Source organism: Flavobacterium sp. YO64 (genome assembly GCF_004119505.1).
Lineage (GTDB): Bacteria > Bacteroidota > Bacteroidia > Flavobacteriales > Flavobacteriaceae > Flavobacterium > Flavobacterium oncorhynchi.
The window spans coordinates 76,178-91,808 of sequence record NZ_NRQV01000003.1 but is presented as its reverse complement, the minus strand read 5'-3'; the positions used below and the strand labels follow the sequence as shown (position 1 = coordinate 91,808).

The following is a 15,631-nucleotide window of genomic DNA, read 5'->3' as shown; positions in this document are numbered from 1 at the left end:
TTATAAACATTTACTAAGCACTCCCTTTTGTCATCCAATAATAGAGAAAATAATAAGGGGCTATTTCAAGAGCGCAAAGATATAAAATAAAATAAAACAACTTGTCGATAATTGCGTTTTGATACGTTTTAATTGAAATAAAATATGAGTATAGGCTGATACACAGCGAAATACCTATGATCGTAAACGGAACAATTATTGGAATATTGTTATAATAGAATAAAATAGCATTAATAGGAAGTATTAAAACGCCAATGTAAGTCCTGTAGGTTACTTTTTGTAAGTTAAAAAGTTCCATAAATTCATCAATATTGAACGAAGCTGCTACAATTTTTTCGATCAAATATTTTGCGAGAATAAAATAAAGAAGAAAAGTTGCAATTCGGATAAACAATAAATAATCTGTTTTTGACGCTGTTCCATAAATGCTCATCGTAAGTTGAATAAAAAAAGCAAATGAAATAATTTGTACAAAAAACAAACCAACAGTAAAGCTGCTGTTTATATGATTATTGTCGCGATAAATTTTAGCATATTTGTCTGAGAAAATCAACCTGCTGAACTCAGAAAAACGAGTTTCATATGCTGATTTTGTTATAGCAACAATCGCAAAGGTCAGGATGAATAAAACAGTTGCCCAATCTTTGTTTTCAATAATTCGAGGATGAAGTTGTTCAATCATAGCGCACAAAATTAGTAATTTTTTGCATCAATACTTTTATTATGTATTTATTATGAACCAAATGCTATAAAAAGTTTACTTTTGCGGTGAAATTACCAAGAAAAATGAGTGATAGTATTGTCATAATTCCAACTTATAACGAAATTGAAAATATTGAAAGTATTGTGAGAGCGGTACTTTCGCAGCATAAACCTTTTCATCTTTTAATAATAGATGATAATTCTCCTGATCATACTGCTGATAAAGTGATTGCCTTGCAAGAAGAGTTTTCTGGAAGATTATTTCTTGAAAAAAGAGCTAAAAAAGCGGGTTTAGGAACAGCTTATGTTCATGGTTTTAAGTGGGCTTTGGAGCGTAAATACGATTTCATTTTTGAAATGGACGCTGACTTTTCGCATAACCCAAATGATTTAGAGAAATTATATGATGCTTGTCATTTTGGCGGAGCTGATTTGGCTATTGGTTCTCGTTATGTAAAAGGTGTAAATGTGGTAAATTGGCCTTTAAGCCGTGTTTTGATGTCATACTTCGCTTCAGTATATGTGAAATTTATTACTGGAATGAAAATTCACGATGCAACGGCTGGTTTCGTTTGTTATAAAAGAGAAGTTTTAGAGAAAATCAATCTTAACAAAATAAAGTTTGTGGGATATGCGTTTCAAATCGAAATGAAGTACAGAACTTATTGTGCTCAATTTGAAATTAAAGAAGTGCCAATTATTTTTACAGATAGAACAAAAGGAGTTTCGAAAATGAGTAACGCCATTATCAAAGAAGCAATTCTTGGAGTGATTTCGTTAAGATTAAAAAAATTAGTCAATACATTATAAAGATAGAACATGAATAGGATTTTAATTAAAAATGCAAAAATTGTAAACGAAGGGTCTATTTTTGATGGAGATGTTTTTATAGAAAATGACTTAATTGTTGAAGTCGCTGACAGTATCAGTTTAAAATCATCTGATTGTATTGTTGTCGATGCCGAAGGAAGTTATTTGATTCCAGGTGCAATTGATGATCAAGTTCATTTTAGAGAACCAGGTTTAACGCATAAAGGCGATATTGAATCAGAGTCAAGAGCTGCGGTTGCGGGAGGAATTACTTCTTTTATCGAACAGCCAAATACGGTTCCAAATGCTGTTACGCAAGAAATATTAGAAGATAAATATCAAATCGCTGCTCAAAAATCATTTGCGAACTATTCGTTTATGATGGGGGCTACTAATGATAACTTAGAAGAAGTTCTAAAAACGAATCCTAAAAATGTTGCTGGAATTAAGATATTTCTAGGTTCTTCAACAGGAAATATGCTGGTTGATAAAGAAGAAACTTTAGAAAAAATTTTCTCAAGCACACCAATGTTAATCGCTGTACATTGCGAAGATGAAACTACTATTCAAAATAACTTAGCAGAGTTCAAAGAAAAATATGGTGAAGATGTTCCAGTAACGGCACATAATTTAATTAGAAGTGCTGAAGCTTGTTATATTTCGTCTTCAAAAGCCGTCGCTTTGGCAAAAAGAACTGGAGCACGTTTGCATATTTTTCACTTATCGACAGCAAAAGAAATGGAATTGTTTACAAACAAAATCCCATTAGAAGATAAAAAAATTACTGCTGAGGTTTGTGTGCATCATCTTTGGTTTACCGATGAAGATTATAAAACAAAAGGGAATTTCATTAAATGGAATCCTGCTGTAAAAACCGAAAGTGATAGAAAAGCACTTTGGGAAGCTTTGAATGACGGTAGAATTGATGTTATTGCAACAGATCATGCGCCGCATACAAAAGAAGAAAAGTTACAATCTTACTTAAAAGCACCTTCTGGAGGTCCGCTTGTGCAGCATGCCGTTGTAGCAATGTTCGAAGCGCATCATCAAGGTAAAATAAGCGTAGAGAAAATTGTAGAAAAAATGTGTCATAATCCTGCGAAAATCTTTAAAATTGAAAAAAGAGGTTTTATTAAAGAAGGTTATTATGCCGATTTGGTAATTGTAAATCCGAGTTTGCCTTGGAGTGTAAATCAAGATAATATTTTATACAAATGCGGTTGGTCTCCATTTGAAGGCACGGCTTTTAAATCGAGAATTACGCACACTTTTGTAAATGGTGAAATGGTTTACAATAACTTTAAAGTAAAAGATATCCGTGCTGGAAAACGTTTATTGTTTGATAGATAAAAAGGCGAAATGAAAAATTGTTTTGTAATAGTATTAGTTATATTTCTTTCTGTAAGTTGTAAAAGAGAGGTTGTAAAACAGCCCGCTAAACTTATTGAGAAAGATAAAATGATTGATATTATGTATGATTTGTCTCTTTTGGAAGCAATGAAATATCAAAATCCAATTTCGTTAGATTCTACAGAAACAAATCCAACGAAGTTTATTTTAAAGAAATACAAAGTAGACAGTCTTCAATTTGCTCAAAATAATATGTATTATGCTGCAGATTATGAGAATTACAAAGAGATGTTTGATGAGGTTGGAAAACGATTAGCAAAAAATCAAAGAGACACAGATTCGATCGTTAAAATTGAAGAGAAAAAGGCGATGAAAGCGGTGAATCTTAAGGATAAAGAAAGGCCTAAAGATTCGATTAAAAAGACAAAGAGTCAAATAAATCTTGATTCTATAAGACGACAAATGAAACCGCAGCCAAAAAAATAATTCTATAATTTAGAAATATCCTTAACATATTGATGTACATCTGTAAAAACTGTTTCTAGAGCGGTTTTTATTTTTTCATTTGAATACAGATTTTTAGAATAAGAAGCTTTTGCAGTTGCTTTTGTAAGGCGTCTTTTTTGAAAAAATAAAGTTGAAAATATTCCGTCAGCCATCCATAGAAAATTCATAAATAAAGGTTTTGCATGACGGCTTGGTTTTTTTACTTTCAAAACCTCGGCAATTGTATCAAGAATATCTTTGAAAATAATATTGTCGGCAATTAAAGTAAAACGCTCATTTTTAATTTCGCTATGCATTAATTGACGAGAAATTTTTACAACATCGTCAACGGTAATAAAACCAGTACTTCCAAGAGTATAAAATGAAAGACCGTTAGCAACTTTTAAATACAATTCAGCGCTTCCCTGCTGTTTGTTTTTTGTTTTCGGAATTGGTCCTAAAATTACGCCGGGATTTACAATTATAACATCTAAACCTTCTTGATGAGCGCGCCATACTTCCATTTCAGAACCGTATTTAGAAATAGCATAATCGCTGTGTGGTTTTTCGGGATTCCAGTCTGTTTCTTCAGTAATGTAAGTTTCGTGCGATGCCAAATCGCCAAGTGCGGCAATAGAACTTACAAAGCAAAATTTCTTTACACCTAGTGCAATCGAAAAATTAACCATATTAGCAGTTCCTTCGATGTTTATTTTTCGAAGTGCTTCTTCATCTTTGGGGTCGAATGAAATTAGAGCGGCGCAGTGGTAAACGTAATCAATATCAATAAAAGCATTTTCTAAAGAAGGAACGTCTAAAATATCGGCTTCAAGCCATTCTATTTTTTCAAATAAAGCTTCTTTCTTGTAAAGTTCAAAAACCGATTTTGCTTTTTGAATGTTGTTTTTGGTTCTGTAAATTGCCCGAACGTTTTCTCCATTTTCGATTAAATGAAGCAATAAATGTGAGCCTACTAAACCTGTTCCGCCAGTTACTAATACCATTTTGTAAATATAAGTTTTTGTTGGAAAGGTGCAAAGAAGCAGAGAGACAAAGTTGCAAAGGTTTTTTTGTAAAGGTTTAAAGTTGTAGAGAAACAAAGGTTCAAAGGTTTTTTGTTGCTAAGGTGCTAAGGCACAAATATTATTTTAAAAAATTCAAAACTTTGCACCTTAGCGCCTTTGTGGCATAAGTTTTTGTCATTGCGATTACCATTGATTATATTTGCGCAAAATATTTTAAAAATGAAGAATCTAGTTGAAGAATTAAAGTGGCGCGGTTTGTACCATGATAGCATGCCAGGAACGGAAGAACAATTGCTAAAAGAGGTAACTTCGGCATATATTGGTTTTGATCCAACAGCAGATTCGCTGCATATTGGCAGTATGGTTCAGATTATTTTATTGGTTCATTTAAAGAATTTTGGTCATCAGCCAATCGCTCTTGTGGGCGGCGCGACTGGAATGATTGGTGATCCTTCTGGAAAATCTGACGAAAGAAATTTGTTGAACGAAGAAGCTTTGGCTAAAAACGTTGCCGGAATTAAAAGTGTTCTGTCTCGTTTCCTAGACTTTAATTCAAAAGAAGCAAATGCTCCAGTAATGGTAAATAACTATGACTGGATGAAAGAATTCTCGTTTATTGATTTTGCTCGTGAAGTTGGAAAACGTATCACAGTAAATTATATGATGGCGAAGGATTCTGTTAAAAAAAGATTTAGCGGAGAAGGTGAAGGAATGTCTTTTACTGAATTTACATATCAATTAATTCAAGGGTACGACTTTTATCATTTGTATAAAAACAACAATTGTATTTTGCAAATGGGAGGTTCTGACCAATGGGGAAATATTACTACAGGTACAGAATTAGTGCGCAGAATGGGTGGAGAAGGAGCAAAGGCTTTCGCTTTGACAACACCTTTGATTACAAAAGCAGACGGATCTAAATTTGGAAAATCTGAAGGTGGAAATGTTTGGCTGGATGCTGATAAAACTTCTGTGTACAAGTTTTACCAATTTTGGGTAAATTCAACTGATGTTGATGCAGAGAAATACATTAAAATCTTTACATTCTTAGATAAAGAAACTATTGAGGCTTTAATTGCTGAGCATCAAACAGCACCGCATTTGAGAATCTTACAAAAGAAATTAGCTGAAGAAATCACGATTTTTGTTCATAGTAAAGAAGAATTAGAAAAAGCGATTCAGGCTTCGAATATTTTGTTTGGAAATTCTACTGCTGATGATTTGAAAAAATTGGATGAAGTGACTTTCTTAGAAGTTTTTGATGGAGTTCCGCAAGCTGAAATTGCAAAAGCAGATTTGGAAAACGGATTAGATATTGTAACGGTTTTAAACGAGAAAACAGGTTTCTTTAAATCAAATGGGGAAGCTAGACGTGCGTTGACAGCTAATTCTATTTCTGTAAACAGAGAAAAAATAAAAGAAGATTTTGTGTTAACTGCAAATGATTTGATTAATAATCAATTTGTGTTGTTACAAAGTGGAAAGAAAAACTATTTTGTGATTCGTGTTGTTTAACTGTTTAATCGGGTAATTGTTTAATCGAGCGTTGAGCCGATTAAACGATTTGACAAATCAACGATTAAACTATAACACCATCAAATTACACCCACGAATATCAGAATTATCAAAACGTCCCAATACCTCGAAAGAGTTGTTGGGATTTTTTTTGCCTAAATCCTGTGTGGCAATGAAAGAACAAGAATTGATATTGGCTAAATCAATAACGTTGATTCCGCCGGTTTTTCCATCTTTTATATAGGTTAAAGCATCTTCTGGATCACGAACTAAAATATGCATCCAAGAAGGGCATTCAAATACACCTTCGCCTAAAGAATAAGCTTGCGCTAAAAGTTCTGTCATTCCGTATTCTGAGTGAATTGCATTTACACCAAATCCTTTGCAAAGTTGTTCGTGGAGTTCTTCGCGAATCATTTCTTTGCGTTTTCCTTTCATTCCTCCAGTTTCCATAATAATAGTATTTTGAAGGTTGAATTGGTGTTTTTCAATTAAATCTAGCAAAGCATAAGTAACGCCAATTAAAATTACGTTTTGACCTGATTCGTCAAGTTCAGTCAGTTTTTTAATTAAGTCGTCGTGATTGTGTAAATAAAACCCGCTTTCAGGCTGATTGGATAGTTTTATCAAGTCTTCGACCATGTAAATAAGCGAAGATCCCTCACGCTCTAAATAGGACGGTAAAAGGGCTAAAACGACATAATCTTCGATATTACCGTAGAATTGAGAAAATCCTTTTCGGTAACTTTCTTCATAAAGAGAAACATTGGTTACCAAATGTCTGCTGGTAATCATTCCAGTCGTACCGCTGCTGGTAAAAGTAACTTCGGCAGGATTAGTGTTTGATACTACGTCATGGCTTTTAAAAAACTGAATAGGTAAAAATGGAATTTGTGCTAATGTTTTTACCTGCTGCACATTTGTTTTAAGGAAATCACAAAAATCACGATATACAAGATTGTTTTCATATTGAAAGCGAAACACTTTTAGTGCTGTTTTTTCAAATTGTTTATGGCTGGAAATCGTAAATATATCGCTGGCTGTAATCAAAACTTTTTTTGTGCAAAGATATTTATTTTTTGGCGTTCAGTGTTGCCTTTTTTATTTCAGTATTCTTAAGTATCAAATTTAGCAAGTGATAATGAGACTGGATACTAAAAAACGGAACACTGTAAACTAAAAAAAGCTCCATCAGGAGCTTTTTTTTGTGTTTTATCGAATAATGAGCTTTCGGGTTGCCGTAGCATTTTGCTCGCTTATTTTTATAATGTAAACGCCGGGAACAAGATCTGCAACGTTTAGTTCTTTTGAGCTTAGATGCGCTTGTAATACTCTTTTTCCTAAGATGTCAAAAATGATGATTTCTTTTTCTAAATCATTTTTTGAGGTAATATATACTTTTCCATTGACCACTGGGTTAGGGTACAAGCTAAGACCCTCAATTCCTACGGACTCTTGAGTTTTTGGTAATTGCTTACTGTCTTGTGCTGAAACACTTACAGTAAAGAAAAAAGCCAATAAAAAAATAATATAAAAGTAGTTTTTTGCCATCGCATTTATTTGGATGAGTAAATATACAAAAAAAATTACAAAAACTAAGCCAAAAAAAAACATCCTAAATTATTAGGATGTTTTTAACATTATTTTTTTTCTAACTATTATTTAGTCAAGTCAACACCGTTAACTGTTGCCCAAGCACCACCTGTGATAGATGCTCCAGTTGCTGTTGCATCGATTACGAAGTTTCCAGCTGGGAATGTAACTACACCGTCCCATGGAGCTACAACTACACCTAAGATATCTTTAGAAGTATTTGTAATTTTAACTTTAGTGATTTTAATTTTACCACCGTTTACTTGGTTCGTATTTGTAGAAGCATCTTGAATTTTAACTGCTGCTCCTGTGTATAATTTACCACCTTCTGTGTAATCACCGTAACCATCTATGATAACGTTACTGAAATCACCGTTTCCTTCATTTTTGAATTGGAATGCATCAACTTGAACATCTCCAACAGCTTCTGGAGTTGTACCAGCAATTCTTCTTAAAGTGATGTTTGTAACTTTAGGGAAGTAAGCGTTGTTGTTTTTAGAAGATTCAATTTCGATTCCAAAGTTTCCTTTTGCATTTTGATGAGCGTACCAGTTTGAATTGGCTTGACCTTGCCATCCATCTTGCCAGTCAAATGAATCATCAGTATTGTCATAAGAAATTGCATTTGTTAAACTTGCAGTTCCTCCGTAAAATTCGAATCCGTCATCAGCACCTTTGTAAGATACTAAGTGGTCTAAAGTTGTTCCTGATCCTACAGAGTAGAATGAGAATCCGTTTAATTCTTTTGTTCCGTCAGCTAATTTAGAACCAGCGTATTCAACTCTTACATATTTCAATGAACCACCATTGTGAGCTGCATTTGTTCCTCCGTAAGGTAGCGCATTTCCGTCTTCAGAAGTAGAAGTTTTTACACCGTTGATAGCATTGATTGGAGCGTCACCGTACATGATGATACCTCCCCAAGAACCAGCGATTTTAGATTTTTCAGTAAATACAACTGGTTTGTCAGCAGTACCGTTGATGATTAATTTACCACCGTTTAATACAACTAAAGCGTTGTCTCCAGTAGTTTTATCAACTGTAATTGTTGAACCAGCATCAAATGTTAATGTTACTCCAGCATTTACTTTTACCATACCTTTCATAGTATAGTTTCCTAATGGATAAGTTTTATCAGCTGTAATTGTTCCAGTAATTTCTCCTGTTGCAACTGGAACAGCTGTTACAGTTACTGTTTTTGTTACTGAAACAGATTGTAGTGTATAAGTAATAACAGAAGTACCTACAGAAACCCCTGTAATAACTCCAGTAGCAGGCACAACAGTTGCAACAGCTGGCGTAGCACTAGAATAAGTACCGCCTGTAGTTGTACTGCTGAAAGTTGTAGTTCCTCCTACAACAATACTCTCAGTTCCTGTTAAAGGAGCGATAGTAAATGGAGCTGGATCGTTGTCATTGCTGCAAGATGAAAATAATAAGCCAATTGAAAGGGCTAAAGCGAAAAATTTAGTTTTCATAATTGTTGTTTAATAGTTGATTTCTTTGCAGACAAAAGTAGGACGGGAATCTTTTATGCATGTTAGCTGATTATTACAATACCGTTATTATAAATACTCCTAAATGTCAAGATAATGTTAAGAGATTTACATTATGTTCATAAAAAAAGCCCTATCGAAATAGGGCTTTGTGATCTTAGTTTTAAAAAGGATTAAAACGTATATCCTAGACTTAATGAAAAACCTCTGCTTTTTTTGTAACTTCTTGTTAATGGATCTCCAACAACTGGTGTTACACTGTTGTCTCCAATTTCAAATTTTCGTGCTGGATCAAGTAAATTGTCTGCAGAGAATTTTAAATCAAAATGCTGTGATAATTTACTGCTCCATACAAAATCTAATTGTGATACAGGAAGTTCATAAATATGATCTAGACCATTTGTTCCTACTGCATAAATTCTTTTTCCAAATACAGAGTAAACTAATGAAAGTGTATTGCTCCAGTTTTTGTTTACGTCAAATTGATATTTCAAATCTGAATTGATCAACCATTTTGAAGCACCTTGTAAATCTCTTGATGTATGAGTTTCGATTGTTTGAGTTACGCTTCCGTCAGGATTTATGATAAAAGGTTTTACTTCTGCTTTGGTACTCATTAAAGAAGTGTTAAAACCTAAAGAGAAATTTTTGAACGTATTAGTTAATCTTTCTAAATCATAGATAAACTCAATTTCTGCACCATATATAACGGCATTGTCAGAATTTAAGTAAGTGATAATTGTAGAACCAGCAGCATTTGCAGTCAAAGTTCTTTCGATAGGATTCTTCATTTGTTTACCAAAAAGTCCTACTGCAAACATTTCTTTTGCAGTTGGGAAAAACTCATATTTTAAATCAACATTGTAATTATCACTGTTTACTAAATATGGATTTCCTTTCATAGAAGTTCCATCGGCATTGATGTACTCAATTGGGTAAGCTTCCATTATTACTGGTTTAGTGTAAGTGATACCACCCGCTAAACGAACATTTGCTTTTTCGGTAACGCTGTATTTAGCATTTAACGAAGGTAAGAAATAAGTTTTGTCGTAGTTTAAAGTTACATATGGCTCATCAAAAGAACCTTGATTTCTGTATTTAGTTTCTCTATTTGTACTTTCAAATCTTACACCACCATTAAGTTCAAATTTATCATTGAATTTGTAAAGTAAATTAGCATATCCAGCATTAGCCCCTTCTTTTAAAATCGCTTTGTAAGTAGAGTTAGAACTTTCTCTAAAATTGAAAGCACCTCCAGCAATGTATCCATTCAATTGATCGTCGATACTGTTAAGCGGAGCATCGATATTTGGACCAGGAGTTGGAGAAATAAAACGATATGAAGATTCCATGTCTGACATGTTTCCGTTATAACCAACCGTTAATTTGTGACCTTTATCTGCTCCAAATTTCAAGTTATATTCAGCTAAACCAGAGAAATAAGAGTTTCCAGTAATTTCTAAATATTGTTTGATAAAGTTGTTTCCTGCAATCGAAGCAATGATTCCGTCGTTATCCGTTTTAATACCAGAAAATGCTTTTCTATCAGGCTGGTTGTATTTTGTCAATGCGTAAGAGGCGCCTGCTTTTACAGTTTGGCTTTTGTCTTCTGTAATTGCATATTCTCCTAATAATTGATTGTTCCAATAATCTGATTGGTCTAATTGGTTCGTACGAATAAGAGTTTTGTTTGTTCCAGTTCCAGTTTCAGCATTTGCAACACCAAATTGATCTTTGATTAAGTTATCAGTTGTTCTGATAAAAAGGCTGTTGTAAGCAAGTTTAAATCTGTTTGTATTATAGTTTAAACCTAATAAACCAGTCAAGGAAGTTCTATAATGGTTGTCTGTGGTGATAAAATCAGTTTTATAGCTGATTCCAGTACTTTGGTAAGCAAAAGTTCTGTCAACTCCTTCCTGAATTGCATAGCTGTTTTCTGCATTTACAGAGATGATGTAAGAAAGGCTTCTGTCTTTTTCTAAGTCAAATTTTTCAGCATGTAAAAAACCAATACTTGTATTTAGCGGAGTTCTTATAGTCGAAACGTCAAAGCCGCTTTGGAAAGAGTTTAAAGATTCTTGAGGAGTAAAAACATGACCAGATGGAGTATCTCCTAATAAAGAAGGTAATTTTCTATTGTCTCCAGTCATTCCGAAAAAGCCTTCTGCAGAATCAGCATCTTTAGAAATAGAAAATCTTTTTAAATTACTGTTTACAAGATAGCTTGTTCCAATATTAATTTTCGTGATGCTTTTTGTGTTTTTAGAAGTTTGGATATTAAATGTTCCACCTGCAAAATCACCATAAATGTTTGGGCTGAATGTTTTGTAAACTTCAATAACACCAACGATATCCGTAGAGAATAAATCTAGCGGAATAATTTTCAAAAATGGATTGTTTGTTGGAGCAGCAAGATCATTAATCAATAAGTTGTTGTATCTGTCTTCAAGTCCGCGAACAAATAAACCTCTTGATCCAACTTTAGTAATTCCGGTAATTTTAGTTAAACCTTCTTCAACATCGCTTACTCCTTTTCTAGACATTTCCTGCGCACCAATACTTTGTTTGATTACCACAGCATTTTTTTGGTCTAATAATAAAGCCGTTTCTTTTTCTCTGTTTCCAGTAGATTTTACGACAACATCTTTAAGAGTAAAACTTCCCGAAGAAAGTACTTGATTTACCACTACAGTTTCGTTTGCTTTTACCGTAACTGGAGCTTCTTTAGATTCATATCCTAAAAAACTATAAATAACGATATAATTTCCTGGATTTACGCTTAACGAATATTTTCCGTCAACGTCAGTATTTACGCTAATGTTTGTACCTTTAATTAAAACATTTGCAAAAGGTAAGGCTTCGTTGTTCATTTCTTTGTCGGTTAAAACGCCAGAAATCGTACCTTTGTTTTGTGCGATCGAAATCGTACAGATAAATAATGCAATAAATAGAAATTTTAAATTGAATTTCATTTCAGTGTTGTGTTTGATTTATTTTTGTGCAAAGAAATAACTGAGCTGTGAAGTCGATGTTACGAACTTGTTATGTTTTTGTGTGCTAAAGATTATCAAATTGTTACCAGATTAAATTACCGTTAACAGCAATTTTTAACGATTCATTTATTACTATATTTACCCTGTGAAATAAAAAACATCGGATATATATTAAAGAGAATTTGATGTAAAAATCTCAATTTTTGCTATTTATGAAAAAAACACAAACCAAGATTTTATTAGTTGACGACGAACCAGATATCTTAGAAATCGTTGGCTATAACCTTGCTCAAGAAGGCTATCAGATTGTTACAGCTTCTAACGGAAAAGATGCTATAGCAAAAGCTCAGAAAGAATTGCCAGAATTAATTATTATGGACGTGATGATGGCTGAAATGGACGGAATGGAAGCTTGTGAGCACATCAGAAAAATCCCTGAATTAAATAATGTTATCATAACATTTCTTACCGCAAGAAGTGAAGACTATTCGCAAGTAGCTGGTTTTGATGCTGGTGCTGATGATTATATTACTAAGCCAATAAAACCAAAATTATTGGTCTCAAAAGTAAAGGCTCTGTTAAGAAGGTTAAAAGAACAAGAAGTAGTTAGTGATACTATAAATGTTGGAGGAATCGAGATTAACCGCGAAGAGTATAAAATTATTAAAGGCAATGTGGAAATTGCGCTTCCAAGAAAAGAATTTGAATTGTTTTATTTATTAGCTTCAAAACCAGGTAAAGTTTTTAAAAGAGATGAAATTCTGGATAAAGTTTGGGGAAATGAAGTTGTAGTAGGGGGAAGAACAATTGATGTTCATATTAGAAAACTACGCGAAAAAATAGGCGAAGACCTTTTTAAAACTATAAAAGGAGTAGGCTACAAATTTGAAGTTTAAGGATTTAATATTAAGGAAACCATATTGGTGATATAAGTTCATTTAATTTGTGGTTTACCTACATTCACAATAATTATCTTTGTCAAAGTTCTGAACTTTGACAAAGATTTGCTTTTTTAGGTTCTTATGTAAATGCACACCATTAAGTTTTACTTTTAAATAAACTTATATCACTTACATGGTGAAAAAATAATCTGTTAATGGTTTAATATTTTCAATGAAAATTAATTTTAAGAAAACATACAAATTTGCTGTAAAATCGGCATTATATATAAGTCTATTTGCAACAGGATTTGTACTCATATTGATGTCTTTATTTTATAAAGGTCAATTGAAACACCAAATTGCATTTGGAATAATTTTTTTAATCTCAATTTACATCTTCTCATTTCTGGTTTTGCAATATCGTGTAGAACGTTTTATATATAGAAGAGTTAAAAAAATATACGATGAGGTTTCGCTGTTAGAATCAACAACACTTATCAATCAGCCCATAACGACTGATATGGAAACGCTGTCGCGAGAAGTAAAAAAGTTTGCGACAGATAAAAAGCTGGAAATCGAAATGCTCGAAATTCGAGAGCAATATCGCAGAGAGTTTCTAGGAAATGTTTCGCACGAATTAAAAACACCATTATTTACCGTTCAAGGTTACGTTTCGACTCTGCTTGATGGAGCAATGGATGATAAAAATATCCGAAAAAAATATTTAAAACGTGCCGAAAAAGGAGTTGAACGATTAATTTACATTGTTGAAGATTTAGATATGATTACCAAATTGGAATCTGGTGATTTAAATTTGATGATTACAGATTTTGATATTGTAGAGCTCATTCATAATGTTTTCGATTTGTTAGAAATGAAAGCTGACAAAAAGAAAATTAAATTGGCATTTGAAAGTAAAAATGTACAATCTGTAATTATTCGAGGTGATAAAGACAGGATTCAACAAGTTTTAGAAAATCTAATTGTTAACTCGATCAAATACGGAAAAGAAGGCGGTTTAACCGAAGTTGGCGTAGTCAATTTAACCAAGAGAAAAGTTTTAATACGTATCAGTGATAACGGAGAAGGAGTTGAGAAACAAAATATTCCGCGACTTTTTGAACGTTTCTATAGAGTTGATAAAAGCGGTACTCGATCAGAAGGAGGTTCTGGTTTAGGTTTGGCGATTGTAAAGCATATTATTGAGGCACATAAAGAGAAAGTTTATGTAGAAAGTGAGTTCGGAATTGGTTCAGAATTCTCTTTTACGCTCGAAAAAGCGCTTAAAAATCAAAAAGCTGACGTTAAAAAATTGTAATTGAGTTTTTGTAAAACGCCCTAAAACAAAGGTGTTTAACAATAAATCAACATTCGGATTTAGTTCATAACAATAAATTTTTATTATAGTAACATCTGGTTAATGATTTCTTAACATAGGTGATACATCTTTGCATTCTGAAATTAAGGGATTTAAGAAAGAATGATAAAAAGAAAAATAATTGCAGTTTTATTACTGTTGACTTGGGCATCTAATGCACAAGATTTGAACAAGCAAGAAGTAAAAAACGAAGTAATTCGTATTTTAGACTCTATCAATAAAGCGAAACTGCCAGATACTAAATCGGGAGTCAGCGGTGAGGAACATTGGTACGACAGAATTTCTTTAAGAGGTTATGCGCAAATTAGATACAATGGATTGTTCTCTACAAACGATAAAGTTTCCTGCGAACAATGTGATAAATCTTGGGGAACAACTTCTACAGCTCCAGACGCAAAATCAAACAACGGGCTTTTTATTCGTCGTGCACGTTTAGTCTTTTCAGGACAGGTTCATCCTAATGTATTCTTTTATTTTCAACCCGATTTTGCGAGTTCTCCAAGTACTGGAATTCAGAATTTTGTGCAAATTCGTGACTTGTATTTTGATCTTTCTTTTGATAAGAAAAAAGAATATCGCGTTCGTGTTGGACAGAGTAAAATTCCTTATGGTTTCGAGAATATGCAATCAAGTTCGCAGCGTTTAGCCTTAGATCGTAACGATGCGATGAATAGTGCCATTTTGAATGAGCGTGATTTAGGCTTGTTTTTTTATTGGGCACCTGCTGAAATTAGAAAACGTTTCGAAATGCTTGTAAAAGACGGATTCAAAGGATCTGGTGATTATGGAGTTTTTGCTTTTGGAGTTTACAATGGGCAAATAGCAAATAAACTAGACGGCAACAGAGATTTAAATGTCGTGGCCAGAGTTACTTATCCTTTTGTGATTGGAAGTCAAATTATAGAGCCAGGAATTCAGGCTTATACTGGTAAATGGGCTTTTACAGGTGAAATTTCGCCAGGAGTAAAAGTTAATGATCCACAATATGTGAAAGATCAAAGAGTAGGAGCAACTTTTGTTTTATATCCAAGACCTTTCGGGATTCAGGCAGAATATAATGTAGGAACAGGACCTCGTTACAATACCTTAACCAATACTGTTGATGAAACTGACTTAAATGGAGGTTATGTTTTATTGAGTTATAAACTCGATTTTAAAAAACAGCATCTTTATCCTTTTGCAAAATTTCAATATTATGACGGAGGTAAAAAATATGAAAAAGACGCCAGAAGTTATGTCGTAAGAGATTACGAAATAGGTATCGAATGGCAGCCAATTAAAGCACTAGAATTAACTGCCGAGTATGTAATTGCCGACAGAACTTTTGAGGACAGTGCACTTCCAATAAACAGACAACAAGGAAATCTACTGCGATTGCAAGCTCAGTTCAATTTCTAAAAAA

Annotated in this window: 13 protein-coding genes; 7 read left to right on the top strand and 6 right to left on the bottom strand. The window is 33.2% G+C overall.

What is annotated here, in order from left to right; genetic code table 11:
- Window positions 1-13: 13 nt before the first annotated feature.
- Window positions 14-682 carry a DUF4271 domain-containing protein gene (locus BOW57_RS03005; RefSeq protein ID WP_129052997.1) on the bottom strand — a complete coding sequence of 223 codons (669 nt, stop codon included), beginning with the start codon at window positions 680-682 and terminating at the stop codon, window positions 14-16.
- A gap of 104 nt (window positions 683-786) precedes the next feature.
- On the opposite strand from BOW57_RS03005, the gene BOW57_RS03000 reads away from it, so the two are divergent.
- The 3 genes from BOW57_RS03000 to BOW57_RS02990 are packed head-to-tail and all read left to right on the top strand — an operon-like array spanning window position 787 to window position 3,348.
- Entirely contained in the window at window positions 787-1,512 is a 726-nt protein-coding gene (locus BOW57_RS03000; RefSeq protein ID WP_089054307.1) for a polyprenol monophosphomannose synthase, read from the top strand.
- Between the two features lie 9 nt (window positions 1,513-1,521).
- Window positions 1,522-2,862 (top strand): dihydroorotase, encoded by a 1,341-nt coding sequence (locus BOW57_RS02995; RefSeq protein WP_089054306.1) that lies wholly within the window; start codon window positions 1,522-1,524, stop codon window positions 2,860-2,862.
- A gap of 9 nt (window positions 2,863-2,871) precedes the next feature.
- Window positions 2,872-3,348: a DUF4296 domain-containing protein gene (locus BOW57_RS02990; protein WP_129052996.1), complete on the top strand. Its 477-nt coding sequence runs from the start codon at window positions 2,872-2,874 to the stop codon at window positions 3,346-3,348.
- Between the two features lie 2 nt (window positions 3,349-3,350).
- Here the strand turns inward: BOW57_RS02990 and BOW57_RS02985 are convergent, their stop codons facing one another.
- Window positions 3,351-4,352 (bottom strand): NAD-dependent epimerase/dehydratase family protein, encoded by a 1,002-nt coding sequence (locus tag BOW57_RS02985; protein ID WP_129052995.1) that lies wholly within the window; start codon window positions 4,350-4,352, stop codon window positions 3,351-3,353.
- A gap of 240 nt (window positions 4,353-4,592) precedes the next feature.
- Between BOW57_RS02985 and tyrS the strand changes: the two genes are divergently transcribed.
- Window positions 4,593-5,888 (top strand): tyrosine--tRNA ligase, encoded by a 1,296-nt coding sequence (gene tyrS, locus BOW57_RS02980; RefSeq protein ID WP_129052994.1) that lies wholly within the window; start codon window positions 4,593-4,595, stop codon window positions 5,886-5,888.
- Window positions 5,889-5,957: 69 nt separating this feature from the next.
- Here tyrS and BOW57_RS02975 read toward each other — a convergent pair whose 3' ends face one another.
- From BOW57_RS02975 to BOW57_RS02960, 4 genes are all read right to left on the bottom strand, one after another.
- Window positions 5,958-6,938, bottom strand: coding sequence for an acyl transferase (locus tag BOW57_RS02975; protein WP_129052993.1), 981 nt, complete (start codon window positions 6,936-6,938; stop codon window positions 5,958-5,960).
- A gap of 162 nt (window positions 6,939-7,100) precedes the next feature.
- Window positions 7,101-7,439 carry a T9SS type A sorting domain-containing protein gene (locus BOW57_RS02970; RefSeq protein WP_129052992.1) on the bottom strand — a complete coding sequence of 113 codons (339 nt, stop codon included), beginning with the start codon at window positions 7,437-7,439 and terminating at the stop codon, window positions 7,101-7,103.
- A gap of 107 nt (window positions 7,440-7,546) precedes the next feature.
- Window positions 7,547-8,959, bottom strand: coding sequence for a hypothetical protein (locus BOW57_RS02965; protein ID WP_206734730.1), 1,413 nt, complete (start codon window positions 8,957-8,959; stop codon window positions 7,547-7,549).
- Between the two features lie 191 nt (window positions 8,960-9,150).
- Entirely contained in the window at window positions 9,151-11,949 is a 2,799-nt protein-coding gene (locus BOW57_RS02960; RefSeq protein WP_129052991.1) for a TonB-dependent receptor, read from the bottom strand.
- Between the two features lie 233 nt (window positions 11,950-12,182).
- Here BOW57_RS02960 and BOW57_RS02955 point away from each other — a divergent pair, with 233 nt between their 5' ends.
- The 3 genes from BOW57_RS02955 to BOW57_RS02945 all read left to right on the top strand — a co-directional run bounded on the left by BOW57_RS02955 (window position 12,183) and on the right by BOW57_RS02945 (window position 15,627).
- Window positions 12,183-12,866 (top strand): response regulator transcription factor, encoded by a 684-nt coding sequence (locus BOW57_RS02955; protein WP_089054298.1) that lies wholly within the window; start codon window positions 12,183-12,185, stop codon window positions 12,864-12,866.
- A gap of 217 nt (window positions 12,867-13,083) precedes the next feature.
- The gene (locus BOW57_RS02950) at window positions 13,084-14,169 is read left to right on the top strand and encodes a cell wall metabolism sensor histidine kinase WalK (RefSeq protein ID WP_089054297.1); all 1,086 of its coding nucleotides are present in this window, start codon (window positions 13,084-13,086) and stop codon (window positions 14,167-14,169) included.
- Between the two features lie 162 nt (window positions 14,170-14,331).
- On the top strand, window positions 14,332-15,627 hold the full coding sequence (locus BOW57_RS02945) for a porin (RefSeq protein WP_129052990.1): 1,296 nt from the start codon (window positions 14,332-14,334) through the stop codon (window positions 15,625-15,627).
- Window positions 15,628-15,631 lie beyond the last annotated feature (4 nt).

What these genes read in the sequence shown, in the direction of transcription:
- BOW57_RS02985 (WP_129052995.1), bottom strand. Translation starts at nt 4,352, where the DNA reads ATGGTATTAGTAACTGGCGGAACAGGTTTAGTAGGCTCACATTTATTG.
- BOW57_RS02995 (WP_089054306.1), top strand. Translation starts at nt 1,522, where the DNA reads ATGAATAGGATTTTAATTAAAAATGCAAAAATTGTAAACGAAGGGTCT.
- BOW57_RS02945 (WP_129052990.1), top strand. Translation starts at nt 14,332, where the DNA reads ATGATAAAAAGAAAAATAATTGCAGTTTTATTACTGTTGACTTGGGCA.
- BOW57_RS02960 (WP_129052991.1), bottom strand. Translation starts at nt 11,949, where the DNA reads ATGAAATTCAATTTAAAATTTCTATTTATTGCATTATTTATCTGTACG.
- BOW57_RS02990 (WP_129052996.1), top strand. Translation starts at nt 2,872, where the DNA reads ATGAAAAATTGTTTTGTAATAGTATTAGTTATATTTCTTTCTGTAAGT.
- BOW57_RS02970 (WP_129052992.1), bottom strand. Translation starts at nt 7,439, where the DNA reads ATGGCAAAAAACTACTTTTATATTATTTTTTTATTGGCTTTTTTCTTT.
- BOW57_RS03005 (WP_129052997.1), bottom strand. Translation starts at nt 682, where the DNA reads ATGATTGAACAACTTCATCCTCGAATTATTGAAAACAAAGATTGGGCA.
- BOW57_RS03000 (WP_089054307.1), top strand. Translation starts at nt 787, where the DNA reads ATGAGTGATAGTATTGTCATAATTCCAACTTATAACGAAATTGAAAAT.
- tyrS (WP_129052994.1), top strand. Translation starts at nt 4,593, where the DNA reads ATGAAGAATCTAGTTGAAGAATTAAAGTGGCGCGGTTTGTACCATGAT.
- BOW57_RS02955 (WP_089054298.1), top strand. Translation starts at nt 12,183, where the DNA reads ATGAAAAAAACACAAACCAAGATTTTATTAGTTGACGACGAACCAGAT.
- BOW57_RS02965 (WP_206734730.1), bottom strand. Translation starts at nt 8,959, where the DNA reads ATGAAAACTAAATTTTTCGCTTTAGCCCTTTCAATTGGCTTATTATTT.
- BOW57_RS02950 (WP_089054297.1), top strand. Translation starts at nt 13,084, where the DNA reads ATGAAAATTAATTTTAAGAAAACATACAAATTTGCTGTAAAATCGGCA.